The sequence below is a fragment of the Cyclobacterium amurskyense genome, assembly GCF_001050135.1.
In the GTDB taxonomy this organism is placed as follows: domain Bacteria; phylum Bacteroidota; class Bacteroidia; order Cytophagales; family Cyclobacteriaceae; genus Cyclobacterium; species Cyclobacterium amurskyense.
The window spans coordinates 5,640,165-5,665,903 of record NZ_CP012040.1 but is presented as its reverse complement, the minus strand read 5'-3'; the positions used below and the strand labels follow the sequence as shown (position 1 = coordinate 5,665,903).

The 25,739-nt window shown below is 35.8% G+C and carries 17 protein-coding genes; 4 read left to right on the top strand and 13 right to left on the bottom strand.

The window, feature by feature from the left end; translation table 11 throughout:
• Positions 1-264 precede the first annotated feature (264 nt).
• From CA2015_RS22510 to CA2015_RS22500, 3 genes are all read left to right on the top strand, one after another.
• A complete protein-coding gene (locus tag CA2015_RS22510; RefSeq protein WP_048643937.1) occupies positions 265-1,266 on the top strand; it encodes a Gfo/Idh/MocA family protein in 1,002 nt (333 codons plus the stop codon).
• An 18-nt stretch (positions 1,267-1,284) separates the two neighbouring features.
• A complete protein-coding gene (locus CA2015_RS22505) occupies positions 1,285-2,319 on the top strand; it encodes a Gfo/Idh/MocA family protein (RefSeq protein WP_048643936.1) in 1,035 nt (344 codons plus the stop codon).
• A gap of 759 nt (positions 2,320-3,078) precedes the next feature.
• Positions 3,079-10,743, top strand: coding sequence for a PAS domain-containing protein (locus tag CA2015_RS22500; protein WP_048643935.1), 7,665 nt, complete (start codon positions 3,079-3,081; stop codon positions 10,741-10,743).
• 188 nt (positions 10,744-10,931) lie between these two features.
• Here CA2015_RS22500 and CA2015_RS22495 read toward each other — a convergent pair whose 3' ends face one another.
• From CA2015_RS22495 to CA2015_RS22470, 5 genes are all read right to left on the bottom strand, one after another.
• Positions 10,932-12,401, bottom strand: a complete 1,470-nt coding sequence (locus tag CA2015_RS22495) for a Gfo/Idh/MocA family protein (RefSeq protein WP_048643934.1) — start codon at positions 12,399-12,401, stop codon at positions 10,932-10,934.
• 367 nt (positions 12,402-12,768) lie between these two features.
• Entirely contained in the window at positions 12,769-13,179 is a 411-nt protein-coding gene (locus CA2015_RS22485; protein WP_048643932.1) for a hypothetical protein, read from the bottom strand.
• Positions 13,176-14,018 carry a hypothetical protein gene (locus tag CA2015_RS22480; RefSeq protein WP_048643931.1) on the bottom strand — a complete coding sequence of 281 codons (843 nt, stop codon included), beginning with the start codon at positions 14,016-14,018 and terminating at the stop codon, positions 13,176-13,178. The genes CA2015_RS22485 and CA2015_RS22480 overlap by 4 nt, the downstream gene beginning before the upstream one ends.
• 315 nt (positions 14,019-14,333) lie before the next feature.
• Positions 14,334-15,086 (bottom strand): TerC family protein, encoded by a 753-nt coding sequence (locus CA2015_RS22475; protein ID WP_048643930.1) that lies wholly within the window; start codon positions 15,084-15,086, stop codon positions 14,334-14,336.
• Between the two features lie 100 nt (positions 15,087-15,186).
• Entirely contained in the window at positions 15,187-15,885 is a 699-nt protein-coding gene (locus CA2015_RS22470) for a class I SAM-dependent methyltransferase (RefSeq protein WP_048644701.1), read from the bottom strand.
• Positions 15,886-15,982: 97 nt separating this feature from the next.
• Here CA2015_RS22470 and CA2015_RS22465 point away from each other — a divergent pair, with 97 nt between their 5' ends.
• On the top strand, positions 15,983-16,927 hold the full coding sequence (locus tag CA2015_RS22465) for a ketopantoate reductase family protein (protein WP_048643929.1): 945 nt from the start codon (positions 15,983-15,985) through the stop codon (positions 16,925-16,927).
• Between the two features lie 352 nt (positions 16,928-17,279).
• Here the strand turns inward: CA2015_RS22465 and CA2015_RS22460 are convergent, their stop codons facing one another.
• The 8 genes from CA2015_RS22460 to sufD all read right to left on the bottom strand — a co-directional run bounded on the left by CA2015_RS22460 (position 17,280) and on the right by sufD (position 25,735).
• Entirely contained in the window at positions 17,280-17,924 is a 645-nt protein-coding gene (locus CA2015_RS22460) for a Pr6Pr family membrane protein (protein WP_048643928.1), read from the bottom strand.
• A gap of 508 nt (positions 17,925-18,432) precedes the next feature.
• Entirely contained in the window at positions 18,433-20,139 is a 1,707-nt protein-coding gene (locus tag CA2015_RS22455; protein WP_048644700.1) for a DEAD/DEAH box helicase, read from the bottom strand.
• 260 nt (positions 20,140-20,399) lie between these two features.
• Positions 20,400-21,686: a citrate synthase gene (locus tag CA2015_RS22450; protein ID WP_048643927.1), complete on the bottom strand. Its 1,287-nt coding sequence runs from the start codon at positions 21,684-21,686 to the stop codon at positions 20,400-20,402.
• A gap of 295 nt (positions 21,687-21,981) precedes the next feature.
• Positions 21,982-22,398 (bottom strand): BrxA/BrxB family bacilliredoxin, encoded by a 417-nt coding sequence (locus CA2015_RS22445; RefSeq protein WP_048643926.1) that lies wholly within the window; start codon positions 22,396-22,398, stop codon positions 21,982-21,984.
• A gap of 24 nt (positions 22,399-22,422) precedes the next feature.
• A complete protein-coding gene (locus CA2015_RS22440) occupies positions 22,423-22,773 on the bottom strand; it encodes a DUF59 domain-containing protein (RefSeq protein ID WP_048643925.1) in 351 nt (116 codons plus the stop codon).
• Positions 22,766-23,197: a SufE family protein gene (locus tag CA2015_RS22435; protein ID WP_048643924.1), complete on the bottom strand. Its 432-nt coding sequence runs from the start codon at positions 23,195-23,197 to the stop codon at positions 22,766-22,768. Before CA2015_RS22435 ends, CA2015_RS22440 begins: the two co-directional genes overlap by 8 nt.
• Entirely contained in the window at positions 23,197-24,453 is a 1,257-nt protein-coding gene (locus tag CA2015_RS22430) for a cysteine desulfurase (protein ID WP_048643923.1), read from the bottom strand. The genes CA2015_RS22435 and CA2015_RS22430 overlap by 1 nt, the downstream gene beginning before the upstream one ends.
• On the bottom strand, positions 24,428-25,735 hold the full coding sequence (gene sufD, locus CA2015_RS22425) for a Fe-S cluster assembly protein SufD (protein WP_048643922.1): 1,308 nt from the start codon (positions 25,733-25,735) through the stop codon (positions 24,428-24,430). Before sufD ends, CA2015_RS22430 begins: the two co-directional genes overlap by 26 nt.
• Positions 25,736-25,739 lie beyond the last annotated feature (4 nt).

Sequence of the window (25,739 nt, the reverse complement as noted above, 5' to 3'; positions counted from 1 at the left end):
TGAAATTTGACCTAACTCGGGTTAATAATTTTACCGACAAGGGTTTATTAAGTCTATAAGGCAAGCTTTCGCCACTCTTCCATTGATATAACATCTTCGCCAAAAAATTGACAAGGAAAAGCTTTCAATTATCGGGTTTTGTCAAAAATACCTTAATTTTGAAATGGTCAACAGCAACGAGTTTATTCGTTTGATTTTTAGTTTAAACGATTATAATTATTCACACATAATTATTTAATAAATAATTGAGGTAAGATTTAAAGCATGAAAAAATTTAATTCAAGTCAGGTTAATTGGGGAGTAATCGGTGCCGGAAGTGTATGCGAGAAAAAAAGTGCTCCTGCTATGAATAAAGTAAGCGATTCATCAGTAGTAGCAGTGATGCGAAGAAATGCAGACAAGGCAAAAGATTATGCTGAAAGACATGGAATACCTAAATGGTATGATGATGCTGATTCACTGATAAATGATGAAGAAGTTAATGCTGTTTATATTGCCACGCCACCTAGCTCTCATTTAGAGCTTACCAGAAAGGCTGCTAATGCAGGTAAACCTGTCTATGTAGAAAAGCCAATGGCTAGAAATCATGCGGAATGTTTAGAAATGATTAAAATATGTGAAGAGGCTGGGGTACCACTTTTTGTTGCTTATTACCGTAGAACGCTTCCCAATTTTTTAAAAGTTAAGCGTTTAATTGAAGAAGGCGAAATTGGAGAGCCAAGGTATGTTAGTATTACAATAAACCAAGCCAAACACCCAGATGTTTTAACAGATGCATCCAATTGGAGGATAGATCCGGATGTTGCAGGAGGTGGTTATTTTTATGATTTAGGTTCTCATCAACTGGATTATTTCGATTTTCTTTTTGGTCCCATAAAAGAGGTTAACGGTATTGCTACCAATCAATCTGGACAATACCCTGCAGAGGATATTGTCTTGGGCAATTTCTCTTTTGAAAGTGGTGTATTAGGCACTGGAAATTGGTGTTATACTACAAGTAATACATCCCAAAAGGATGAGATCGTCATTATTGGGAATAAAGGTGAAATAAGATTCCCATGTTTTTGGGGTACCCATGTCACCTTAAAAAGAGATGGTAAAGAGGATGAGGTTTTCCAATTTGAAATGCCGGAAAATATTCAATTTTACCTTATCCAATCAATAGTAAATGAGTTGCTAGGTAAAGGTGGGGAATGCCCAAGTACTGGCGTTTCTGCGGCTAGGACCAACTGGGTCATGGAACAAATGGTAAAGAATTTTTATTAATTTAAAATATAGCATAAAATGACAAAGTATAAACCTTTAGGGTTTGGAATAATAGGAACTGGAGCAATAGCAGGAATGCATGCAGCAGCCATCAACGCCAGTGAAGAAACTGAATTGGTTGCAGTATTAAGCTCTACTGAAGCCCGTGCAAAGTTGGCAGAAGAAAAATTCAATGTTCCTGCAGATCACGATATAGATCTGTTTTTAAGTAGGAAAGACATCGATGTTGTATGTATATGCACACACAGCGGAAACCACTTGGAACCAGCCATAGCTGCAGCTAATGTGGGAAAACATATTTTGTTAGAAAAACCAATTGAAGTAAGTACAGAACGAGCTGATGAATTGATCAATTCTTGTGAAAAAGCTGGAGTTAAATTAGGGGTTATTTTTCAAAATAGGCTTAAACCTGGTTACCTTAAACTAAAAGAGGCTGTACAGTCAGGTAAAATTGGGAAACTCCTCATGGGAACAGCGGCTATAAACTGGTACAGAGACCCCTCTTATTATAGCAGTAGTAGTTGGAAAGGAACAAAAGATGGAGATGGTGGTGCCGCACTCATCAACCAAGGGGTTCATACTATTGATTTGCTCTTAGACATTATGGGAGATGCAGAGGCTGTATATGGCCAGGTTAAAACTATGGTGCATAAAATAGAGGGAGAAGACCTAGCCACTGCTATCGTTAATTTTAAAAATGGTGCCTTAGGTACGATCACAGGAGGAACCTCTTTGTACCCAGGTAATCCTGAACGGTTGGAGATTTATGGTGAAAAAGGAAATATTATACTTGAAGGAGGTAAAATTGTAGCTTGGAATATAAAAGGCGAAGAGAGTGAGGTCAATGCAGGTACAGATATTGGAGGAAGTGGTGCCTCTGATCCCATGGCCATAGATTTTAGGTTACATCAAATACAGATTGAAGATATGGTTGAGGCCATTAGAAATAATGGTAAGCCCGTTGTTACTGGACAGGATGCGAAGAGATCACTTGCTTTGATTCTTGGGATTTATCAGTCTTCAATGGAGAACAAGAAGGTTAACTTAAAATAGAATTATTCTATTTTATATCGAAAACGAAATTGATAGAGGTACTGAGATTATTATATAAAGGTTCAAATAAGTAACTGCATCAATTTCGTTTTCATTTTTTTTTATTTTAAAACCTTATTTTTTGTTGAATATTAGTAGCTTATAAACTGATAATTGTATTTAACTATACAGACGATTAAAAGTTAAAATTTCGAAAAGTTCTAAAAGGCTTGTTTTATTAATAAACAAAAAATTTCCAATTCGATAGGAAATGCAATTGAACACAATTAGGGAGTCAAGGTTTATATGTTTTATTAGTTGTCGTTATTTCAGTTTATTTAACTCGGATTATGTAATAGGATTCCTGGTGGCTGTTGCAATTGTAAGCAAATCAGACTGTTTGGTGACTTGGGCATAGCACCGCTATGGTGAAATTGAATACAGCAACGAAGTAGCTGATTCTGAAGCGATTTTAGCACTTAATAGATTGTCTAATTCCTATTTTGGGTTTAACCGATAGCAGCTTAAACTCATGTTTTATTTTTTGATTTTATAAGAAGTTGTCTTATTAATAGAAAATTTATCTTTTTATTGAATGGGGCATAGTCCTCAATATTTAATTTAAAGCCATTAATGAAGTGCAGTTTAGTTTTAATCAGGTAGGGTAAATGGTGCGTTTGGGCATATTTGGTATCGAATTAAGATAAGTTTAATTTTATTTGATTATTTTTAGAAAGTACCTTAGGTTACGGAGGTGATGTACTAAGTATTTTGAATACTATGGATGTAGACAACAAAATGGAAGATTGTGAATTAAGGGAAAGGGGTATTGATACTGAATTAGATGCTATTACCAGCCTGCTAGGTATTTTAACAGGATCTCCATTAAACTTGATATTTAAGATCGATAAGGGAGGTGCATTTATTATTTCCAGTACTGGTTTAGATGCAAAGAACACCTTCAATGCAAACTATTTAACTGATTTTGTCACAAGTGCTTCTCAAGAAATATTGGTTATTAAAGATAGCAGCAAAGAAGCTAAGCTTTCCAAAAATCCATTGGTTAATTCTTCCCCAGGAATTGTCTTCTACATTGGAGTTCCATTGAAAACTTCCAATGGTGAAATTTGTGGCATGCTTTGTTCTATTGATTTTGTTACAAAGGAATTGGATGAAAAGACAATCAAAGGGCTTAAAATTTTAGGTGGGCAAACCACCAAACTTCTTGAATTAGAGAAAAGTTATGCTGATTTGGCCTTAACAAAAAAGCATTTAAATTCAGAAACAAGCAGATTAAATAATATCTTGGAGGCCACTCAGTTGGGGACCTGGGAGTGGGATATTGTAAAAAATGAGGTCGTTATTAATGAGCAGTTTGCTATTATGTTAGGGTATAATTTCGAGGAATTATCACCCTTTACAATGGATAAATGGTATAAAATTTTACACCCTGAAGATAGATTTGTTTCTGATAATGTCCTAAATGCCTGTTTTAACAAAGAATTAGATTATTACAATATAGAATGCCGGTTACTCCATAAAAAAGGTCATGAAGTTTGGGTAAATGACAGGGGAAGAGTTACCAAATGGTCTTCAACTGGAAAACCTTTACAGATGTCCGGCACTCATTCCGACATTACAAAAAGAAAAATTAACGAAATCCAATTCCAAACTGTATCAGATAATATTCCTGGAGTAGTATATCGATATAAAAGGACTTTTAGCGGCAAGGACATTTTTGAATTGGTAAGTAATGGAGCCAATCAAATTTGGGGATTTACCTCCAAGCAGGTAATGGAAAACAGCGACCTGGTAGGGGACCGATGTCATAAGGATGACCTACAAGGACTTATAACATCAATAGATGAATCAGCCAAAACCTTAACTTTTTGGTCTTGGAAGTACAGGTACCAACATCCTGATGGCTCTATCCGCTGGCATAAAGGGGCAGGAAGTCCTCGAAAATTAGATGATGGCAGTGTGATCTGGGACTCGGTAATTATAGATGTTACCAAAAGAAAAGAGACAGAAGAAAAACTTGAAATTACGCTGTCTTCCCTTCAGAAAAGAATCAAAGAACAAGACTGTATTTATAAAATCAGTAGGCTTGATTTTTCCTGGAGCCAAATTGACGGTTTATTTCAAAGTGCTGCTGATATTTTACCTACTGCATGGAGTAACCCGGGAAAAATATCTTCCAAAATTACTTTTGAAAACAAAGAATATTATAGCTCTGCTTTTAAGCCTTATGAATTCTCACTTACTGAAAAACACGAGGTAAAAGAACGTGGAGCTTTATTGCTGGAAATATTTATTGAAAAGGACCCTGGTAGATTTTTAGAAATTGGGGAGGTAGATAACGATAGCCGGCTTGTAAATACCTTAGTTTATCATTTGGGGACATATATAGATCAATTAAGTAGTCAGGAAGCCCTAAACGTTTCAAACAGGAAAATTAATTCAATTATAGAATCCAACCCAGGTATTTTTTGGGAATCACATCCGAAGACATTTCAGGTAAATTATATAAGCCCTCAAGTAAAAAATGTTTTAGGTTATTCTGTTGAGGAATGGAAGAAGAAATCCCATTTTTGGGAGGATCATATTCATGAGGATGATAAAGAACCTATTCTAAAATTGATTTCGGAAAAATCAAAATCGGACAACGATTTCACCATTGAATATCGCTTTTTAGACAAAAATGGTAATATAAAATGGATAAGTGATTTTATCAAAGTAATTAAGGAACCTGGTAAGGAACCACTTTATCGTGGTTTAATGGTGGATATTACCAAAAGGAAAGTAGCTGAAATTGCTTTAAGAGAGAATGAAAAAAGGTTCAAGGCATTGATAGAAAATGGCCAAGATGCTATTGTTGTTTTCGATGCTGATGGTGTTCCAAAGTACATTTCTTCTTCAATAATTTCTGTTTTAGGGTATACTGAGGAAGAGGCTTTTCAATTAAAACTAAATGAATCAGTTCATCCTGATGACTTAGAGTTGTCTTTGGAGAAATTCGAGAAGTCTTTGACTTCTCCTGGAGTCCCAATTGAAGGCTATGTTATTAGAAGCAAGCATAAAGATGGCTCGTGGAGATGGATGGAGTCAACGATAACCAATTTTTTAGATGATCCGGACATTAATGGTATAGTTGATAATTTCAGAGACATAACAGAAACAGTAGAACTTAATGAAAAGTTAGCAAAGAGTGAAAAAAGATTTAAGGCCCTTGTCCAAGAGGGGTCTGATCTTACTGCTATTCTTTCAATAGATTCCAATTACATCTATGTAAGTCCTAGTTACTGTCCTATTTTGGGGTATGAAGAATCAGAGATGATTGGTGAAAGCGCTATATCAAAAATTCATCCGGATGATTTGGAAAGAGCAGTAACTGAATTAAAAGGTATTGTTTCTCAACATAGAATGAAATGCAGTCCATTTAGGTATAAGCGAAAAAATGGAACATGGTGTTGGTTATTGAGTACAGCCACCAATTTATTAGATGATCCGGCTATAGGGGGATTGGTATTCAATAGTGTAGATATAACGGAATTAATCGAGGCCCAAGAAAAATTAGTGACGAGTGAAGCAAGGTATAAAGGGTTTTTTGAATCCCAGACCACTTTTGTCATTCGTACAGACCTTGATGGAGTTATCACTTTTGCCAATACCAAATATATGGAAACATTCGACTGGTTGTTTCCAGGGAATTCCTATGAAGGCATAAATGTTGTCACAACAATACTTGAAGAAGAAAAAAGTAAAATAAGAGAGGTTATTAAAAAGTGCTTAGAATTTCCAGAAAAAGTACATAAAGTAGAACTACGTAAGTTGAAGAAAGAAAATGGCTTTTATACAACTTTATGGGATTTTGTGGGGATTTTAGGGGCTGATGGTCAACCGAAAGAAATTCAGTGCAATGGAATTGATATTTCGGAGCGAATAGCTTTTGAAGAAGAGTTGAAAAAGAGCAATGAGCGTTTTGAGTTAGTAATGCAGACAGACTCGGGCAGCATTTGGGATTTGGATCCATATACAGGTGAAATGTTCTTAGGGGAAGGTTTTCGTAAAAACTTTGGTTTAGAAATTCAGACTCCTTCTAAAAATTATAATGTTTTTTGTGACAGTATTTATGATAAAGACCGCAAGCTTTACCAGAAAAGAGTTCAACAAATAATTTACAGTAGCTCAGATACCCAATGGGAAATAGAATACAGGCTTATTAAATCAAATGGTGAATGTGCTTATGTCAAGGAGAAAGCAGTTATTCTAAGAGATGATAATGGCAATGCCTATAGGATAGTCGGAGCTATCAAAGACAAAACCTTAGAATACTTTTATGGCAAATTAGAAGGCTTAGAAAAGGATATAATGGAAGGAAGCATGAATCAGAAAGCAAAACTCTCTGATTTATTAACTAACTATCTGACCCATTTGGAAATTCTTTTTCCTAAAGTTAAAACGGCTGTTTTTAAAGTATATGGAAACCGTCTGAGGAATTTGGCTACACCTTCACTACTTGGTCAAGATCATTTAGCATTTAAAGACTTTGAAATAAATTTAAATGAGGAAAATAATTTAGAATTCACCAAAAACGAAGTCTTTATTTCAAATATAAATAAGGATAAAAAATGTACAGAGTTGAAGTTCTTTGCAAATAAAATTGGGCTGAACTCATGCTGGTCATTACCAATTTTAAATTCAGATGGGAAGCTTATCGCAGTGTTCTTAAACTTATTTGAAGGCCCGAATAAATTAGGAGACTGGGAATCTTATGCCATTCAAAAAAGTCAAAGACTATTGTCCTTGGTTTTGACCAAGTATGAATACCTTGAAAACATATACAGGAGCAATGAGCGTTTCAACTACGTGAACATGGCAACCAATGATGTGATATTTGATTGGGATTGTAATTTGGATGAATTTCATTGGGGAGAAGGCTTTTATAGAATATTTGGATATAGTAAAGGAGAAGAAATAAGTAAAATTTCTGAATGGGCATCCTTCATGCACCCCGTAGATGCAAAGGTAACTGATGCAATATGGGATGATTTTGTTAATGACCCCTCAGAAAATGGCTGGAATAAAGAATACCGGTTTCTTCATAAGTCAGGACTATATCTACACGTAGAGGAAAGTAGCTATATGATAAGGGATGCAGATGGCAAGCCTTTGAGAATGATAGGTGTATTAAGGGACATTTCTGGTATTAAAGAAGATTTGTATCAAAAGGAAATGCAACAAGAAATTGGTAACCATTTTAAGAATGAAGCTGATCTCAATAAAACATTGCAAGGTGTTTTATCCTATTTAGTAGATTTTTCGGGACTATTTGGTGGAAACATTTGGTTGTTGGGTAAAAAGGGAGTTGAGATTAATTTGATTCAAAATAATTTGCCCTCTGAAACGCCTAATTGGTTGGCTGATGCTATTTACGAAATAGGAATAAAGCTTGCAAACCATGTAATGAAAGAAGGAGTTTATTTTGAGTCTAAAATTCTTAATGAGGATCCAAGGTTCAATGGAGTTAACCCAAAGATTTATGACCATATAAAATTTATCATAGGTATTCCTTTATACCAAAACAACAATTTAATAGGTGTATTGCTTTTGTATATTGATTCAAATTCTACTTTACCACAGGATTGTAAGTCGTTTTTTGAGCCCATTGGTGTTTTGTTAGGGGGAGAGGTCAAACGTAAGCAGCAGGAAGAAGAAATGAGGCTGCTTTTTGAAAGTGCTCCAGAAGTGCTGACAATAATTGATCCTAATGGTTACTTTGTAAAGGTGAACCCTTCCTTTTGCAGTGTCTTCGGTTATGAAGAAGAGGAAATGTTGACCAAGAAGTTTGTGGATCTTATTCACCCTGAAGACAGGGATTTTTCGATTCAGAAATTTTCTATCAAAGAAGGTATTCAAGCAAAAAATCTTATCAATCGATACCTGACTAAATCTGGTCAATACCGATGGATCTCATGGAATTCTTCGTATGAATTTGGTGAAGAGGGATTGGTCTTTTCTTTTGGTCATGACATTACAGAATTGGTGGCATTACAAACTTTATTGGATAATGCTTCCAAACTTTCTAGAGTGGGAAGTTGGGAGATTGACCTATTGAATAACGAACTTTATTTATCTGCCACCACTAGAGAAATTTACGAGTTACCACCGGAAAGTTTGCCTACTGTAGAAGATCTTTTAAAAAACTTTGAGGGAGATTCGAATAAGTTTATTAAAGAGGCATTGTACGATGCTATTAATGAAGGAAAATCTTGGGACTATGAGGCTCCTGTAACCCTCCCAGATGGGAAGCAAAGATGGGTTCGGAGTATTGCCCAGTCAGAATTCAATAATGGTAGGTGTGTTCGTATTTCCGGTTCCCTTCAGGACATTCACGAACAGAAAATAAATGAAATTGAACTAGCTAAAAATAACCAACTATTAGAAGTAATCTCTAAGGTTGTCGAAAAGTTTCTTTTGGTGGAAGACTGGAGGGAAGTAATTAATGATGTCTTTTTGCTTACGAGTCAAACTGTATTTCTTGATAGAATTTACTTCTTCGAAAATCATTGGGACGAAAGGCTTGATGAAGTGCTTTGCAGCAAGAAAATTGATTGGTACCAGTCGAAATTAAAAAAATTCAATGAAAACGATCAGTTTCAAAATATTGCCTTAAAGGATTATCCAGAAATGACTAGGGTTTTAGAGAATGGCGAAGTTTTCATTGCGAATGCCAAAGAATTACCTAATTGTAAATTGAAAAATACCCTTGAAGAGGGGGGGATTTACTCTACACTCATAATACCAATTATGATCCATAATAAATTCTTTGGATTTATAGGGTTTGATGATTGTACTTCAGAGCGAATTTGGACAGAGAGTGAAATTTCTTTTTTATTAGCCCTTACTTCCAACTTGTCGGCAGCTATTCAGCGAACAAATAGTCAATTGGCCTTAGAGCGCTCTTTTCAGGAGAAAAATACAATATTAGAAAGCATAGGTGAAGCTTTTTATGCAGTGGATAATGATTTTAAAGTGCTTTACTGGAATCAAAGGGCTGAAGATATCATAGGTGTCAGTAGGAGCGAAACCTTGGGGAATTTATTGTGGGATGCAGTTCCAAGACTTGTTAATTCCTATACCCAGGAACAACTATTTTATGCCTTAGAGAGCCAATCAAATATTCATTATGAAATGTTTTCTGAGGTTAGAAAGATATGGCTAGTGGTTAATCTTTATCCATCTACTGAAGGAATTAGTGTGTTTATAAAAGACATTACAAGTGAGAAACTTACTTCGGAAAAAATTCAACTTTCTAATGAAAGATTTGAAAAAATTGCAGAAGCAACAAATGATGCCATTTATGACTATGATACGGAAAATGATTTATTGTTTCGTGGCATCGGTTTTAATACACTATTTGGATATGACTTACAAAGTCAAGAATCAGGAGTGGAAAGCTTAAGGTCATTGATCCACCCTGAAGATAAAGAAAGGGTAAGTCTAAAATTTATGGAGTTTATTAAGAGTAATGAATTAACAAATTGGTTTGAAGAATATCGGTTATTGTGTAAAGATGGTAATTATGCATTCGTTATGGATAGGGCAATTTTTATTAGAGATAAAAATAAGAAAGTGACGCGAGTGGTAGGCGCCATAACCGATATTACTTATAGGAGGGAATATGAAGAATCTTTGCAAACTCTAAATGAGCAGATGGCCCAACATGCTAAAGAATTAGAAAGGTCCAATTCTGAGCTTGAACAATTTGCTTATGTAGCCTCTCATGATTTACAAGAGCCATTAAGGATGGTAAGTAACTTTATGGGACTACTAGAAAGAAAATACAGTGATAAGCTTGACGATAAAGCCCATCAATATATAAACTTCGCAGTGGATGGGGCTATGCGTATGCGTCGGATTATTCTGGACCTTTTAGAGTTTTCGAGAATCGGTAAACATGAGGATAAATTAAAGATTCTTAATTTTATGGATTTAGTAGATGAAGTTTGTGTTCTTCAGAAAAAACGAATTCGAGAGTCCAATGCAATTATAAAATACAATAATCTGCCTACAGTTATTTCCTATAGGACACCTTTGTTTCAAATACTTTATAACCTGATAGGTAATGCCTTGAAATATAAAAATGAAAAGGAAACTCCTGTTGTAGAAATTAAGGCTGAAATAATAGGCGAATTTTGGCAGTTTTCAGTGATCGATAATGGTATAGGTATTGCACCTGAAAATCATGAACGAATTTTTACCATTTTTAATCGCTTGCATACCAAAGAAAAGTATGAAGGAACGGGCATGGGGCTAGCCATTGTTAAGAAAATAATAGATAACCTTGGAGGTGAAGTTTGGGTGAAATCACAAGTAGGAGATGGGGCTACATTTTACTTCACTTTACCTAGATTGGACTTAGAATTGGAAGTTAAGGACTAGGTATCTTACTTATCCCTTTGCCTTATGATATTATTAGTGCCTGTAAGCGCTATTTCATTCAGAATTTTGATTGATACCAGTTACTCATCAAGACATCATTCATGATAGGTTGACATTCAATGTAATAAATATAAAAGCCCTGAAATAATGAAATTTCAGGGCTTTTTATCATTCAATTGTTTTGTGATTTAAACTTTAGGTAATTCAAATCCTGCTCTGTATTCTTTAGATACAAACTGATTAGCAGGTTCAAAATTGGTGACTTTCATGTTCTCACCATCCCACATTAATTTAATACCTCTTCCAGGATAATCAAATCCTTTACCATCAGCTTTAGGCGTTCTAAAATCATGGCTCTTAATAGCCAAATTACCCATCAAAACAGATTCAGTCAATGGACCGGCTATTGAAAAAGGTGAACTCAACTCATTGAATTCTTTGCTACCATGACCAGCAATACAAGCATTAACCCACTGTGCATAGTGACCTCCTGCGCCTCCTTCTACTCGCGGTAAGGTAGGAGCTACGTTTACGCTGTCGTTAATAGAGGATGGCAACAATTTAGGATTAAGACCATAAGTGGAACACATCATTTTACCTCTTGTTCCTTCTATTATCACTCCATTTCCTCCATCACCCATTTCTTCATTAGGTCCAAGTTCTTCAGGCCTGCTTGGTTGGATACCACCATCCATCCAATGAAACTCAAGGTTACCGCCATTAGGCTTGTCAAAACCTAGGGTAATGTGTGAAGATGGAGGGCAACTCTCAGGGAAATAACCCTTGGTGAATTCTCCAGTATATACAGAACCGACACTACATTCGGCCCCCGTTGGGTATCCCAAATCCAAGGTACGGAAGGCAGGCTCCATAAGGTGACAAGCCATATCTCCAAGAGCTCCTGTACCAAATTCCCACCATCCTCTCCAATTAAAAGGATGTAGGTTTTCTACATAACCCATTTGTTTGGCAGTACCTAACCAAAGGTCCCAATCGAGGTTTTTAGGTGCTTTTTTACCTGTTTCTCCAGGCCATGGAACACCTTGAGGCCAGACTGGGCGGTTGGTCCAAACTTCTACTTTTGTCGCTTCACCTATTAGTCCTGCAGCATACCATTCGCGCATTTTTCTAACACCATCCCCAGAAGAACCTTGGTTACCCATTTGGGTTACTAATTTGTATTTTTCCGCAGCTTGAGTTAGTATTCTGGCTTCATGGATGGTATGTGTCAATGGTTTTTGAACATATACATGTTTCCCTAATTTCATTGCTGTTAGTGCTTGAACAGCATGGTTGTGATCAGGTGTAGACACTGATACTGCATCTATATTATTGCCCTCTTTATCGAGCATTTCTCGGTAATCAGTATAAAATTTTGCCTTAGGAAAAGCTTTAATACTTCCTGCAGCTCTTTTTGGATCAACATCACACAATACAACTATATCTGCATTTCCACTTTCATGAAAATTTCTAATATCGCTGCCGCCTTTACCTCCTGCACCTATACCGGCTATTCGAAGTTTATCACTAGGGGCTTTGAATCCCGGACCACCTAATACATGTCTAGGTACTATGTAAAAACCTGCAACAGCAGTGGTAGAGGCTTTAATAAAATTCCTCCTGGAATTGTTTTTGGTGGATTTATTGATGTCTTTCATTAGTAATTTTTTAAATTAATTATAATGGTCTAAAATATTAAAAATAGATGAAACTCTATGGCTTTTTTATATAAAAGTAATTATTCGTTTGTAGACATTACTTTTTGGTTTTTAGTGGTTGTGGAACTAAGAATTGTGGCGAACAACCCTTGTTATTTCATTAAAAATCTAAATAAGGCTAAAAATTACTGAGGTTTTTCTTTGTTTTTTTGTTTCCTGGAAACCTTAGTTCTGCTTTTCAAATGCTCAGATTTGAGCTCAGGTAAAAGATAGTTCGCCTGAATTTCAGGGCTATTAAGGTAGCATACAGGAGAATAGTTTTCTTTCTGAGTATTTTTATATTTCGCCTTCCTATTCTCCTTCATCTCTAGCTTGTTTTTTCCTTTACCAAATCAGAAATAAATGTAATATTGTCACTAATAGCAGCTGGGTTTTTGTCTATAATTGCCAAACCTAAATCACCTAAAGCGCCTATGAAATCAAAAGCCTTTTGAATATCTATCAAAGAGGTAATGCTATTTTTTATTTCATTATTAATATGTTCTAATTTTAATATTGCCGTTGCGGTTTCTTCTCCTACTATCAAGGTGGACAACAGTTTCATTTCCCTTGCCGTTTTCATCAATTGAGTTGATTTTTTGCCCATTTCCAAAAAGGTTTCATGGCTGATTTTCTGTTGACTGATCTTTTCAAATCGGTAATCATTGAATTTTTTCGCTATCTCTAAAAATTCATCAGCCAAATGGCTAATAAACTCACTGTCCAATCTTTCTTTCATTTTTTCAGTTGCTCAAAAGCATAATGTAATGTATGTAAGTCTCTAGATACTTTGCCAATTTCCGCTTTGAAATTGACACTATTTAATTGATCTCCTGACTCAATTAATTGATGGTGTTTTTCGGCTATTAAACCAATAATTTCAGTCAACACCTTGATTTGATTGTTACGGAGTCTGTTTTTTTCTAATAAATTGTAATAATCTTCAGCCGCTGAAGCTTTATCTACTGTGTTTAATGCTGGATCATAACTCATTGTTTTATAATAGGAATACCAGCCCTCTTCCTGAATGGCCATTAAGCCTGAAAGGTTTTCTTTCAGAACAAAAATCAGCTTATCACTGATTGTCTGTTGGTGATTATCCGCTTCCACCATGTAAGTTTTTATTTTATTTCTACGGTATTTGCCTGTGACTGCATTTAAGCTTAATTCTGATAATTTTTGAAAAGCCATTAAATGCTTCTCATTTAACTGGATTAAATTAGAAGCACCTAGGACAGCCATAGGTCTGTTTAAATTGTATTGGTTGATATCCATGGAGGAAAGCTGGTATAAGCCCTCCCAGTAATCAATTAAGGCCAGATACATTTGGTATACCTGATCGTCAGCAGATTGGTATGACTCGCAAGGGCAATCCAATTCCCTTTCAATCTCAAATTGACTGGTCTTGTTAAAGGTACAGTCTTCGATACAGCTTATATAAAAACTGTAATCCAATTCCCTAAATTGGCCAATACCATTTAACGCTTCTTTAGACAAGTTTTGAACAGGAACTAAACTCGTACAGGATAAGGCCAGCCCACTTGCTATGTAAACTACATTTCTAAAGAATTGATGCATGGCTTAAATATACCCAAAATTCTTGTAATCTGGATACTAGGAGCTTGCCTAATGGTGCAATAAAAAAGCTCATTTAATCTTGAAAAGGCAATTAGTGTTAAAATTAATGGTATTCATAATGTATATGAGGTTAAAAATGCCTCAAAATCGTTTCTTCCTTATAAAAATCGTAATCTCCGGCATCCAAAAGTAGTGTCATATTGCTAACCTAAGTTTGAAACTTTCAAACCCTATTTTTGCACTAAAGGTGCCACGGTAATGGAATGCGCATTGTTTGCTAATAGTGAAAAATCCTTCTATTACTTGAACTCGGATCTAATCATCCGTTTGTTTGATCCTTGGCTTAAGTTCAACTGGATTGCCATTTGTTTTTTTCCTTACCCTCATGTTGATGATTTCCACTGCTAGGGAGAAAAATACAGCAAAATAGATATAACCTTTAGGAACTTCAAAATGTAAGCCTTCTACCAAAAGCATAAACCCAATTAACATTAAGAATGAAAGGGCTAAAACCTGCAGGGTAGGGTGCTTGTTGATAAACCTACTTATTTGACCTGCAAAAGCCATCATGATCAATATGGAGATAACCACAGCAATAATCATAATGGATACTTCTTTTACCAGTCCGACAGCAGTAAGTATACTGTCAAAAGAAAAGATAATATCTAGAAAAACGATTTGTAAAATTACACCTTTCAAACTGCTTGTAGAATTGGCTTTTATTTCTTCTGGCGTTCCTTCAATTTTGTGATGGATTTCCATGGTAGATTTAAAAAGTAAAAACAAGCCTCCAAAAAACAAGATCAAATCTCTTCCACTCAGTTCAAAGCCAACAATACTAATTATTGGTTGGGTAAACTGAACAATATAAGAGATGCCTAAAAGGAGGATTATTCTAAAAACCAAGGCCAAACTCAAACCAATTTTCCTGGCTTTTTCTTGTTGGTTTTCTGGAAGTTTATTCGATACTATTGAAATAAAAATAATATTATCTACTCCCAATACGATTTCTAAAAAGGTAAGGGTCAGTAGAGCAATCCATGTTTCTGTTTGAAGGAATAATTCCATTTAAAGTCTGTTTAAAAATAGATTTTACTTCTCAACCGTATTTTTTAACCTGTTTTGGTTGGTACGTAATTTTTGATCAAATGTAGATTAAAGCAGGAAATTACAATGGCTTTTGGCAAAAATAATTTTTAAACACCCCATCACTTAAAATTTCTTTTTCAATGAGGAATCCAGCATCCAACAAGAGCTTTTTCATAACCCAGTCAAAAGTGGAGAACTCTTCTTTAAAATGGATTATCGTATCTTCTTTCATAAATGCACCTCCTCGTCGTTCTTGTCTGTCAATAAAAGCATCGATCGTATCTTTTGATTGCTGATCAGGAATGACCACATCATATAAATAGAACCTTCCACCAGGCTTTAACACTCTAAATATTCTATTGAGGGCGACACTTTTCCAAAAATCAGGAAGATGATGTAGGGAAAGTGAGCTGATCACTCCGTCAAGATGATCTTTTGGAAGGTCAAAATTCAAATAGCCTGTATGGGAAAAAGAAATATTTGTGGCATAGGCTGCTATGGCTTTGGATTGGGCAAATTTTAGCATGGTTTCTGAAACATCGATTGCGTACACCTTTTCACAGAGAGTGGACAATTGGATAGAAAAATTACCTGTGCCACAACCAATGTCTAAAATTTTTGAATTGGGCTTAGGATTTAACCAATTGACGGTTTCTTTGAGCTCTTTAGCTAAATCTCTGAAATCATCATGTGTTGGATCATAAACATCTACTTCATCCTGTGAAGCGTAATTTTTACCTGTTTGTTGAAATTCATTATATCTCCATTCCTGATACATACTTTTTTGATTTAATTGATTTTTTAAACAATTAGCTGGTAATTGACAATTAATAGGGAATATAATAAACATCATCCTGGAATAAAATAGAAATAAAATGAAAGTAAAGTCGATAGCCATCCTTGGTATAGGAGGTGTAGGGGGATTTTTAGGAGCGAAAATTTTATCTAACCGTAAGAATGACGAAATAAAAATTGATTTTATTTCTAGGGGAACAACGTACGATACCATAAAGTCAAAGGGCTTACTATTTACTTCTCCGGAAAAAGAGGAAGTTTTAATGCCAGATGGTTTAATTCTTAGTGGTGAAGGAAATGTTGCTTATGACCTAGTTATTTTGGCTACCAAATCACAGTCCATGGAAAGTGCCATAATTGAAAACAAATCAATTTTTGGTGAAAATACTCTTGTTTTACCCCTACAGAATATGGTAAATGCTGCCCAAAGTGTCCGAACTTTGCTTGATAAATCAGAAGTTTTGGACGCCTGCATTTATTTAATTTCTAATGTTCTAGAACCTGGGCATATCAAGCACCTTGGAGGTCCAGGGAAAGTAATTATTGGTAAGCCATCGACGGACAAATACAATTGGGCGTTTGAATTCCTTGCTAAGTGCGAGGTTCCTTTGAGCTTGGTGGAAGATGTGAGTACGCACCTTTGGAAAAAGTTTTTATTTATATCAAGTCTGGGTACATTGTCAGCAGCATATGATGTGAATTTCGGAGATATTAGAACCAAACCTGAATTGATTAAATGTTGGAGAAGTTTAATGGCAGAGTTGATTCTGTTGGCGCAAAAACATGGTATTGCCTTAGGCGATTCTGACATAGAGGCAGCTTTCGAGATGATTTCAAATTTCCCATATACCGCGAAGTCTTCTTTCCAATTGGATATAGAAAGAGGAATTAAAGGAGAGAAAGAAACCCTGGTAGACGAGGTGATAAAAAATTCACACAATTATGACTTGGCTTGCCCTGTATATATAGAATTGGAAGAGAAAATATCCAAAAGATTATCAAATGTCTCTGCGACTAATACTTAAACCCGAAATATGCAATAGACAATCTATTACGTGCTGAAATCGCTTCAAAATCAGCCACTTCGTTGCTGTTTGGAGATTTCACCATAGCGGTGCTATGCTAAAATCTTCAAACAGCAACGATTGTCTTTCGATTGCAAAACTCCTCGTAAACCCTGTTACATAATCCATGTTAAAATTCATTAACCTTATAAATTGGACATGGACTTTCTTGAGTACCTAAATGTAGGAGCGTAATTATTAAAAGCCCAGGCTTTAGGCTTTACTATTCTATTTATGCAGATTTTGGAATAGGAAATACTGGCATCGTTTGGAACTGTTGTATTAGATGGATTATCAGTTAGTTTAGGATTTGCTAATTTTCTTCTTGATGTATACTAACAGTTCGTTTACTGATTATTATTTTGCCAATAAATAACATAATACTGAATAGTATAGCAGTAACACCGATTATTACAAGGATGTTTTGCAAGGTGTTTATAAGTCCAATTTCTGGAATATTTAAAAAGGGATAAGGATAAAATCCCGAAAAATAACCTCTTGTAAAAACAAACGATAAATAAAACATAGGATACAATAGCCAGGTGAAGACAGGCTTTAACTCTAAAGCGCTTTTATCCAAAGTGAATAGCCAGTAAATAAGTACATACAAGGGCACTATACTATGAAGTAGCTCATCAATAAGGTACTGCATGCCGGTAGGCTGCCAGATTCCTCTTAATGCAAATTGATACACTAAGCTTACTATAAGTATGAATGTGGTGATTGCTGTCAAAGCTGTTTGATTGGAAAGAATTTTAAAGGGACCTTGCTTAAGCTTAAAAATTATGGTGATAAAAAATAGGGCAACCAATGTATTTGTAAGGACAGTAAAAAAACTAAAGAACCTGGTTATGGTTTCAGTAATTGATGCTTGTCTATTTTCTATAATTAGATAAAATTGAGTCAATAGCGCAAAACCTGTAATAATCAAGCCTAATATTTCGAATTTATTTTTCATAATGCATCTATTGAAATAATGTGTTTGAATTTAGTGAGTTTAAAATTGACCTTTTAAATTAAACCATTTGAAGGTGGGTAAAATCATAGGGAAATTAAACCGTTTAGCTACTTAAGCTTGCTGTTAGTGTGTAGTGTAAACAATGTAATTAATGACTGTTTTAGGTTTCATTTCCTATTGGTATAGGATTACTATATAATCTTTCAGGTTAAACCCGAAATATGCAACAGACAATCTATTACGTGCTGAAATCGCTTTAAAATCAGCCACTTCGTTGCTGTTTTCAATTTCACCATAGCGGTGCTATGCTAAAATCTCCAAACAGTCTGATTTTCTTGCGATTGCAACACTAATTTCGAATCCTATTACATAATCCGGGTTAAAAATGCTATAATTTAGACTTAAATACAAAAGCCATTCAAATTAATGAATGGCTTTTGTATTTTAATAATTTTAAGAAAACTATTAAGCTGATATCTGCAATAATTAATTATTGCATGATTCGAACTTAAGGTTTAGAAATCTCAAAATTCACTTGTTTACCTTTTATGGTATTGGTGTTCATGACATTGATAACATGACTTGCATCTTTTTTAGGAATGTCCACAAAAGAAAAGCTATCATAAATATCAATTTCACCGATACTTCCACCAGATACACCAGTTTCACCAGCAATGGCTCCTACGATGTCATTTGGACGAATTCGATCTTTTTTACCAAGGTTTAGGAAAAGACGAGCCATATTTGGTTCTCTTTCTTTTTTCCCACCTCTTCTACCACTACGATCTCCTCTTTCACCAGATCTACCTCTAGTACCTCTATCGCCTCTATCTCCACGATCTCTTTTGGATCTTCGGTCATCTCTTCCGCCACGATCTTTCTCAGGAGTGAAGTTCATTTCCTTGAACTTATCAATGGCTTCACCAAGTTGCATTTTAACCAAGCTTAGCGCTATTTGCTCTAGGCTGAGGCCTTCTGCTTGAAGACTTTCAATTGCCTGCTCAAATACAGTATTGTCATCTTCTTTGGCCAATTGTCTGTGGATATCCTTGGTCAGCTGATCTCTTTTCATTTGAATTAACTGATCCACGGATGGGGGAGCAGCCTTATCAATGCTTGTTTTGATAAATCTTTCCAGGTCGCGGATTTTTCCAGCGTCTCTTCTTCCAGATACAAAGCTTATTGCTGTACCTGATTTACCAGCTCTTCCTGTACGTCCTATTCTATGGACATAATTCTCTTCATCAAGTGGAAGGTCAAAATTGAAAACAGCTTCAACGTTCTCTACATCAATTCCCCTAGCAGCAACATCAGTTGCTACCAATACTGAACAATGTCCTTTACGGAATTTGTTCATTACCTTGGTTCTTTGTGCTTGTGACAAGTCACCATGTAAAGCTTCAGCAGGTACACCTTTAGCAGTTAACTCTTCAGTTACTTCATCTGTAACCCTCTTAGTGTTACAAAAAATCACACTAAGCTTGTATTGGTGAAGATTGATTAGCCTGCTTATTAAATCAGTTTTTAATCCTGATCTTACCTCAAAATAAAGTTGAGAGATGTTCTCTACAGTAAGTTCCTTACGTAATACCTTAATTATTTCAGGATCTGTTTGATATTTTCTAGTAAGCTCTAGAATAGGTTTAGGCATAGTAGCCGAAAAGAAAACCGTTTGCCTTTCATTAGGCATAGAGCTCAATATCTTTTCTATATCATCACGAAATCCCATGTCTAACATTTCGTCAGCTTCATCCAGCACGATGATGCTAACTTTGCTAAGATCTAAGGTTCTTCTGTCCATGTGATCCATAATCCTTCCAGGAGTACCTACCACAATTTGAACACCTTTTTTAAGGCTTCTGATTTGCCTATCAATCGCCTCACCACCATAGATACAAGTAGATGATATTTTCCTGTTGTACTTGGTTAATTTAACGATTTCTCCTTCTACCTGAACAGCTAATTCTCTAGTAGGGCATAAAATTAAAGCTTGAGGCTTGCTATTTGAACTGTCTATACGATCAATTATTGGTATACCGAAAGCAGCTGTTTTACCTGTTCCTGTTTGTGCCTGACCAATTACATCTGCACCTTGTAATAATAAGGGGATGGTTTGCGCTTGAATGGGTGAAGGTTGGGTATAGCCCATATCTTCTACCGCCCTTAAGATTTCTTCCGAAACCCCAAGGTCTGAAAATAATAATTCTTTTTCCATGAAATGTTCCTTACTTCTCAAAGCCACGGTATTCCAAAATATCCCAGTGTCGATCAACAATAAGGAACCCCACGGCGTAGGAGAAAAATGTATATTTTAAATAAGTTGCAAAGGTAAGGATATTATACCTGATAAACAACTATAATGAGGTTATAAATAGAATAAACCGTAAATAGGATGGACTATTTCTAAATATAATTTTGATTTAAATAAAAAAAAGGGCCCAAAGACCCTTTTTATTTTTAAGCTTAAGTACTTGACTATCTTTTATCAATAGCAACGAAATCTCTTTCTGTTTCACCAACGTAGACTTGTCTTGGTCTACCAATTGGTTCATTGTTTTCACGCATTTCTTTCCACTGAGCAATCCAACCTGGAAGTCTTCCCAATGCAAACATAACAGTAAACATGTCAGTAGGTATTCCCAAAGCTCTGTAAATAATACCAGAGTAGAAATCAACGTTAGGATAAAGTTTTCTATCTACAAAATACTGGTCACTAAGGGCAGCGCTTTCTAGTTCTTTAGCGATGTCAAGTACTGGGTCATTTATACCTAATTTCTCCAATACATCATCTGCAGCTTTCTTGATTATCTTCGCTCTAGGATCAAAGTTTTTGTAAACCCTATGACCAAATCCCATTAGTCTAAATGGATCATTTTTGTCCTTGGCTTTTTCTAGGTATTTTTTAGAATCTCCACCATCTGCTTTAATTGCTTCAAGCATTTCTATTACTGACTGGTTGGCACCGCCATGTAAAGGACCCCAAAGGGCATTGATTCCAGCAGATATGGAAGCGTAAATACTGGCTTGAGATGAGCCTACTATCCTTACTGTAGAAGTAGAGCAATTTTGCTCGTGATCTGCGTGTAAGATCAATAATTTATCCAATGCTTTTGAAATCACTGGATCTATTTCATATTTTTCAGAAGGCAATGAAAACATCATTTTCATAAAATTACCACAATAGTCTAAGCTATTGTCAGGGTAATTTACAGGATGTCCCATCTTGTTTTTATAAGCCCAAGCAGCGAAAGTTGGCATTTTGGCCAATAGTCGTACCATACTCAATTGAATCTCTTCATCCGTATTATTAGGATCTAGAGAATTTGGGTAAAAAGCCGTAAGTGAGCAGATCAGAGAAGATAAAACCCCCATTGGGTGGGCTACAGAAGGGAAACCGTCCAAAATCTTTTTGATATCCTCATGAACAAGGGTATGCTTTGTGATTCTGTCTGAAAAATCGTTGTATTGATCGGTAGTCGGTAATTCACCATTTATCAACAAATATGAAACTTCCAAAAAGTTGGAGTTTTCTGCTAGGTCTTCAATATTATAGCCTCTATACCTTAAAATACCTTTCTCCCCATCCAAAAACGTTATGGCACTTTTCGTTGATCCAGTGTTTTTAAAACCCGGATCAATGGTGATTAACCCTGATTGGCCACGTAATTTTGCAATATCAACTGCAGTTTCATTTTCTGTACCTTCGGTGACTGGAAGATCATATTCTTTACCTTTAAAGGATAGTTTAGCAATATCCGACATGTGTTTATTATTAAATGATTTTATAAAGTATCTAGATTGATCAGTTAAAATAGATTTGACTACAATTTAGTAAAATTTGGTTAATAAATTCCGAAAATACAATCCAAATGCCAAAGGATTAATTATTGAAAAATAAAACATAATTTGGAAAAAAGTGGAAGTCTCCTAATAAAAATAATTATTGTATCCGTTATTTCACCAATTCAGATTTATCTTTGCTGAAATTGACCAAATTTATTTTAATCGATATTTATTGTATTGTAATAGATTAAAGAAAGCCCATGATGGGCTTTCTTTAACAGAAGTGTTCAAATACTTCTACCAAATGATCACCGATCATTTGTGCATTTCTACCTTCAATGTGATGTCTCTCTATGAAATGTACCAATTCACCATCTTTAAACAATGCCATGGCAGGAGAGGAGGGAGGATAAGGAAGGACCAATTCTCTGAATTTAGCTACTGCTTCAGCATCATTGCCTGCAAATACTGTGGCCAAAACATCAGGTTTTTTAGAAGCTTTCTCCAAAGCACTTCGAACTCCTGGTCTAGCTGCTCCAGCAGCACATCCGCAAACAGAGTTCACAACGATGAAAGTGGTTCCTTTGTGTTCGCTAAGATGATCTTCGACATCTTTAGATGTCCTGAATTCCTTAAAACCTGCTTCTGTAAGCTCTGCACGCATTGGCGCAATCAATTCTTCTGGATACATATTTTTTTTGTTTATAAGTTTTTTCTATAAAAATCCCAATTCAAGCTTTGCTACCTCCGACATCATGTCTTGAGAATAGGGAGGGTCAAAGGTAAGTTCAACTTCAACATTGTTTACTCCTTCGATATTAGCTACACTGCTCTTTACTTCAGAAGGGATAGACTCTGCCGCAGGACAGTTGGGTGATGTTAGCGTCATAAGAATATATACGTTATTAACAGGGTATACCGTAATTTCATATATAAGACCAAGCTCATATACATCTACTGGAATTTCTGGATCATATACCTCTTTAATAGCATTGACAACCTTTCTTTTTATCTCTTCTTGATCGTCTATTGATTGATCTGTTTTCTCCATAGCTGTTTTATGCATTTATTTTGGCTTGATAAGCTATTGCATATAGCTTCATTTGTTTGATCATAGCAGTTAAGCCATTTGATCGTTGTGAACCAATAATATTACCCATTCCAATCTTTTCGATAAAATATAGGTCCGCATTTATTATTTCACTGGCTTTCCTTCCTGAAAGCACCCTAATAAGCAAACTTATTAGACCTTTGGTAATGTCAGTGTTTGAGTCAGCATGAAAATGAACTTTTCCATCTTCAAATGTAGTCGTTAACCAAACTTTAGATTGACACCCTTTGATGATATTGTCTTCTTTCTTTTCTTCTTCAGGAAATTCAGCCAATTGGTCTCCTAGCTCCATGATGTAGTAGATGGTTGATTCCTTGTCATCACCCAGAATTTCAAATTCGCTTATGATTTCTTCCTGAATAGCGTTGATATCTGCCATTAATTTTTCCTTTTTGAGATTTTAGTCAGGCTTTCTACAAGCCGGTCAATTTCTTCCATGGTATTGTAAACAGCAAAGGAAGCCCTGACAGTTCCCTCAATATTAAACCGCTCCATAAGTGGTTGGGTGCAATGGTGTCCGGTTCTAACGGCAATACCGGAGGCATCCAACATCATTCCCACATCAAATGGGTGAATGTTATTTATGCCGAAGCTCAGTACACTGACTTTATCTTTGGCCGTACCTATTGGAATAAAACCATTAATTTTAGAACAGCTTTCTGTAGCATGAGCTAAAAGGCGGTTTTCATGAGCTCGTATAGCAGCTTTGCCAAGCTGATTGATAAATTTGATGGCTTCGGCGAAAGCTATTACGTCCCCTATATTGGGTGTTCCCGCTTCAAATTTATACGGAATATCATTGTAGGTAGTTTTTGAAAAGGAAACCTCTTTAATCATTTCACCTCCTCCCTGATAGGGTGGCATGGCTTCTAAAACCTCCCGCTTTCCATAGAGTACTCCAACTCCTGTTGGACCGTATACTTTATGGGCCGAAAAGGCCAGAAAATCACAGTTTAAATCCTGAACATCTACCTCTAAATGGGCTGTACTCTGTGCACCGTCTAGTAAAAATTTGGCACCAACAGAATGGGCTTGTGTAATCATTTCCTTTACAGGGTTGATTGTACCCAAAGCATTGGATGCATGAACCACAGCCACCATTTTGGTTTTGTCTGACAGAAGGTTTTTATAAGCCTCCAAATCCAACTCCCCATTGTCATGAATAGGGATTATTTTTAATATTGCTCCCTTTTCTTCACATAACATCTGCCAAGGTACAATATTGGAATGATGTTCCAATGTAGAGATAATGATCTCATCGCCCGCATTGATAAATTTTCTACCAAAGGTGGAAGCAACTAAATTAATGCTTTCTGTAGTCCCCTTGGTGAAAATAACTTCCTCCACTGAAGGGGCATTAATAAAGGTTTTAACAAGCTCCCTTGTCTGTTCAAAATAGTCTGTAGCTCTTGAAGCTAAGGTATGAGCTCCTCTATGAATATTAGAATTGTCTACCCCGTAATAGTTTTTTAAGGCTTCAATAACTTGAATCGGCTTTTGTGTGGTAGCAGCATTGTCAAAATAGGCCAAAGGTTTTCCATTAACTTCTTGATGAAGTATTGGGAAAAGTGCTCTGATTTTCTCCTCAGCTATGATCCCTGAATTTGTTTTAATTGCTGCCTCCAAGTCGCTCATGTACTATTTCTTCACAATAATTTTTAAAGGTTGAATTCGTAATCTTATCTAGTATCTCACCTGCAAAGGCATAGAGCAATAAGGATTTGGCACTTTCTTTTCCTATTCCTCTAGCACGAAGATAAAAGAGTGCTTCTTCGTCAAGTTGGCCTGTAGTACAGCCGTGAGAACATTTCACATCGTCTGCCCAAATTTCAAGTTGAGGTTTCGTATTTAGAATGGCATCTTCAGACAGTAAAATATTGTTGTTCTGCTGAAAAGCATTTGTCTTTTGCGCATCTTGCCTTACAAATATTTTACCATTGAACACTCCTCTTGAATGGTCTGCTAAAATGCCTTTATAAAGTTCATTTGACTCGCAGTGCGGCATCTTGTGGTCTACATTGGTATGGTTGTCCACATGGGTTTTCCCATTTAACATATAGAGTCCATACATATTTCCCTCACAATTGCTTGAATTGAGATTAAGGCTTAGGTTGTTTCTCAACATATCCCCACTTAAACTTAACAATACAGATGTGAAAGTAGCATCTCGCTCTATATTAGAGCTGGTATTGCTTACGCCTAATTCATTTTTGTGTCCATTCTGAAGTTTATAATGGCGAATGTGTGCATTGCTATCTATGTTCCATTCTCCGACTTCATTGAGAAAAACAGCAGATTCATTAACGAAGATTGTTATTTCTATAACGGTTGCCTGGCTGTTTTTGCCTGCTTTGAAGTAAGTTCTTGGCTGTACACATTCTCCCATTGAATCAGCGCTTACCACGTCGACCAATAATATTGGTTGTTTTATTATTGAACCATCTGCAACTTCAATGTGAATACCTGATTCAAAAGAGTAAGAATTGAGTGCTGTAAAAGGATCTTTGCTTACAGTTTCTATAGTGCCAATCTCCTCAGCCTGCTCTTGATTCAAGTCAGCAAAAGGAGTAACTGTAAATGATCCTTCGCTATTGGACGATAATTCAGGTTCATAGACACCATTGTTTCTGATGAGCTTAAAACCTTCTAGTGAATTAACCAATGGATGTGATTCCAGAACCTCAGCAATATTACTTATTGCATTTGGTGAAGTGAATTTCTTTATCTTATCAAGAATTCGCTTGTTGATATTCGTGAACTTATACTCTTCTTCTTTTAGCGTAGGAAACCCGGTTTTATCCAGAGATGCTTTGGCAGCAGACTTCAATTCTTTAAACAGACTAAATTTTTCTAAACTCGTCTGGTTCGAAAGGAATAATTCAACCAGTTTATGGTCATTTTTTGTTGATACTGTCATTAGA

Excerpts from the sequence above, each read along its gene's own strand:
- CA2015_RS22465 (WP_048643929.1), top strand. The coding sequence starts at position 15,983 with ATGAAAGTAAAGTCGATAGCCATCCTTGGTATAGGAGGTGTAGGGGGA.
- CA2015_RS22505 (WP_048643936.1), top strand. The coding sequence starts at position 1,285 with ATGACAAAGTATAAACCTTTAGGGTTTGGAATAATAGGAACTGGAGCA.
- sufD (WP_048643922.1), bottom strand. The coding sequence starts at position 25,735 with ATGACAGTATCAACAAAAAATGACCATAAACTGGTTGAATTATTCCTT.
- CA2015_RS22445 (WP_048643926.1), bottom strand. The coding sequence starts at position 22,398 with ATGTATCCAGAAGAATTGATTGCGCCAATGCGTGCAGAGCTTACAGAA.
- CA2015_RS22455 (WP_048644700.1), bottom strand. The coding sequence starts at position 20,139 with ATGGAAAAAGAATTATTATTTTCAGACCTTGGGGTTTCGGAAGAAATC.
- CA2015_RS22460 (WP_048643928.1), bottom strand. The coding sequence starts at position 17,924 with ATGAAAAATAAATTCGAAATATTAGGCTTGATTATTACAGGTTTTGCG.
- CA2015_RS22510 (WP_048643937.1), top strand. The coding sequence starts at position 265 with ATGAAAAAATTTAATTCAAGTCAGGTTAATTGGGGAGTAATCGGTGCC.
- CA2015_RS22440 (WP_048643925.1), bottom strand. The coding sequence starts at position 22,773 with ATGCATAAAACAGCTATGGAGAAAACAGATCAATCAATAGACGATCAA.
- CA2015_RS22485 (WP_048643932.1), bottom strand. The coding sequence starts at position 13,179 with ATGAAAGAAAGATTGGACAGTGAGTTTATTAGCCATTTGGCTGATGAA.
- CA2015_RS22480 (WP_048643931.1), bottom strand. The coding sequence starts at position 14,018 with ATGCATCAATTCTTTAGAAATGTAGTTTACATAGCAAGTGGGCTGGCC.
- CA2015_RS22475 (WP_048643930.1), bottom strand. The coding sequence starts at position 15,086 with ATGGAATTATTCCTTCAAACAGAAACATGGATTGCTCTACTGACCCTT.
- CA2015_RS22435 (WP_048643924.1), bottom strand. The coding sequence starts at position 23,197 with ATGGCAGATATCAACGCTATTCAGGAAGAAATCATAAGCGAATTTGAA.
- CA2015_RS22430 (WP_048643923.1), bottom strand. The coding sequence starts at position 24,453 with ATGAGCGACTTGGAGGCAGCAATTAAAACAAATTCAGGGATCATAGCT.
- CA2015_RS22495 (WP_048643934.1), bottom strand. The coding sequence starts at position 12,401 with ATGAAAGACATCAATAAATCCACCAAAAACAATTCCAGGAGGAATTTT.
- CA2015_RS22450 (WP_048643927.1), bottom strand. The coding sequence starts at position 21,686 with ATGTCGGATATTGCTAAACTATCCTTTAAAGGTAAAGAATATGATCTT.
- CA2015_RS22500 (WP_048643935.1), top strand. The coding sequence starts at position 3,079 with ATGGATGTAGACAACAAAATGGAAGATTGTGAATTAAGGGAAAGGGGT.
- CA2015_RS22470 (WP_048644701.1), bottom strand. The coding sequence starts at position 15,885 with ATGTATCAGGAATGGAGATATAATGAATTTCAACAAACAGGTAAAAAT.